This window comes from Salipiger sp. HF18 (assembly GCF_011806505.1).
Lineage (GTDB): Bacteria > Pseudomonadota > Alphaproteobacteria > Rhodobacterales > Rhodobacteraceae > Salipiger > Salipiger thiooxidans.
The window spans coordinates 1-2,426 of the sequence record NZ_JAATOS010000564.1 but is presented as its reverse complement, the minus strand read 5'-3'; the positions used below and the strand labels follow the sequence as shown (position 1 = coordinate 2,426).

2 protein-coding genes are annotated in these 2,426 nt (G+C 69.2%); one reads left to right on the top strand and one right to left on the bottom strand.

Going from position 1 to position 2,426, the window contains the following annotated elements; all coding sequences use genetic code 11:
• The first annotated feature begins 239 nt into the window (after positions 1 to 239).
• On the top strand, positions 240 to 1,844 hold the full coding sequence (locus tag HC022_RS24135; RefSeq protein ID WP_167454091.1) for an HWE histidine kinase domain-containing protein: 1,605 nt from the start codon (positions 240 to 242) through the stop codon (positions 1,842 to 1,844).
• Positions 1,845 to 1,862: 18 nt separating this feature from the next.
• Here the strand turns inward: HC022_RS24135 and HC022_RS24130 are convergent.
• Positions 1,863 to 2,426, bottom strand: a 564-nt coding sequence (locus HC022_RS24130; RefSeq protein ID WP_167454090.1) for a 3'-5' exonuclease, incomplete at its 5' end; no start/stop codon positions are given.

Sequence of the window (2,426 nt, the reverse complement as noted above, 5' to 3'; positions counted from 1 at the left end):
CGTGTTCTCCCCGGCCCCGCCCGGCGAATCCGCCAGCGAGCGCAGGGGCTGAGCCCAGCCGCCACTAGTCCCGAAGGGGGCGGGTCCACCCCGCCCCCTTCGACCCAGTGACACCCCGACGACACGTCCCCGCGCGGCGGCGATTTGTCTGTGCAGACCGCGACTCCTGCCCTATCTTCCACTGAACCCCTGCCGGAAAGCCGATGCGGCCCCGGAGGGTTCAGTTGCAAGGAGCCGTTTTGCTACGCCGCCAGTCACCAAATTTCGACAAGCTCTCCTTCCTGTCCGGCCATAGCGCGATGGCAAAGCGCATCCGGGATTTCGACTGGAGCACCCATCCGCTCGGCCCGCCGGACACATGGTCCGCGGCCCTGCGCTCGGCGCTGGGGATCGCGCTGAACTCTGCCTTTCCGACCTGCATCTACTGGGGCCCCGAGCTGCGGCTGCTCTACAATGACAGCTGGTCGCTCATTCCCGGTCCACGCCACCCCGGCTGTCTCGGCGAGCCTGCGGAAGAGGTCTGGTCCGACATCTGGCATGTGATCGAGCCGCAGTTCACCCGGGCGATCAGCAGGGGCGAGGGCGTCTATTTCCGCGACCAGATGCTGCCGATGCGGCGCTACGGGGTCGAGGAAGAGACCTACTGGACCTACAACTTCACGCCGATCCGCGATGACGACGGCTCCATCCGCGGCGTGTTCAATTCGGGCAACGAGACCACGCGGCAGGTCATGCAGCAGACCCACACCCGCTTCCTGCTCGAGCTCAGCGACGTCTACCGCACCATGGGCGACGTCGACGCGGTGCGCGGGCGCTCGCTCGAGATGCTGGGCAGGCATCTCGAGGTCGACCGCGTCGGCCTGCGCGAACAGCGCCATTCCGACCCTGACCACGCCCTGCCGGTCGTCGAGCAATGGTGCGCCGAAGGCGTCGAGCCGGTCCCGGCGGCGCGCGGGCAGGTCCCCATAGACAACAGCGCCTGGGCCGAGTTGCTGCTGGGTCGGGTGGTCCGCATCGACCGCAGCACCCCCGGTCGCGAAGAGGTCGAGCGTAAGGTGCTCGACCAGATCGGCTGCGCCTCGGCGCTGGCGGTGCCGTGGGTGACCGAGGGCCGGACCGAGGCGATCCTCTTCGCCCATTCCTTCGCCGCGCGACACTGGACCGATCTCGAGGTCGAGACGGTCGAGGCCGTGCTGTCGCGGATGATGACGCTGATGGAGCGCACCCGCGCCATCGCGCGCGAGCGCCTGATGTCGCGCGAGATCAACCACCGCGCCCGCAACCTGCTGTCGGTGGCGCAGGCGATGATCAGGCTGGCGCGGGCCGAGGAGCCCGAGACCATGCGCGCCAAGCTCATCGACCGGCTCTCGGCGCTGGCCAAGAACCACGCGCTGCTCGCCAACCAGCGGTGGGAGCCGGTGGCACTACGCCAGATCCTCGAACAGGAGCTCGCGCCCTATCGCGGCAATTCCGCAATCCGCATCGGGCTCGATGGGCCGCAGGTGGTGCTGACCCCGGACGAGTGCCAGTCGCTGGGCATGGTGTTCCACGAGCTCACCTCCAACGCCGCCAAGTTCGGCGCGCTGCGCCAGACCGGCGGCGGGCTCGAAGTCAGCTGGGGCCTGACGCCCGAGGATCGTCTCGCCATCGACTGGCGCGAGACCTGCGACACCCCGCCCCCGGCGCCCGAGACGGCAAAAGAGGGCTTCGGCACCAACCTCCTGCACCTGATGGTCGAGCGGCAGCACGAAGGCCGGCTCACGCGCGAGCTCACGTCCGAGGGCATGCATTGCGCGATGGACCTGCCATGGCGCGCCGCGACCCCGGCGACCGAGCCCGCCTGACCCGCGCCGCTCTCTGGCTCAGCCCCACATCTGCCGCATGCGCGCCGAGACGTCGATGCGCTGCGGCGCCGGCCCGGTGGCGCCGGGCCGCGGCAGCGGCGACCACGTGACCTGCTCGAATCTGCCCAGCATCGCCTTGGGAATGAAACGGGTCCGCGTGGCATAGACGTGCCGGTCGCCGTTGCGCCCCTGCTGGGTGACGTAGAAGCGCAGCGGCAGGCCCAGCGTCAGGTGATCCTTCGCGCGGGTCATCGCGACGTAGAGCAGCCGACGCTCCTCCTCGAGCTCGTGACTCGAGCCGGTGCCCAGATCCGAGGGAATGCAGCCGTCGACCGCGTTCAGCAGATAGACCGACCGCCACTCCTGTCCCTTGGCGGAATGGATGGTCGAGAGGATCAGGTAGTCCTCGTCCTGCAGCGGCTTGCCGGCCCGGTCGCTGGTGGCGTCGGGCGGATCGAGGGTGAGCTCGGTCAGGAAGGCCTCGGCCGAGGGGAAGCCCGCGGCGATCTGCTCGAGCTGCATGAGGTCGGCGTGGCGGGTCTCGGCGTCCTCGTAGAGGCGGTCGAGATGCGGCTCGTACCA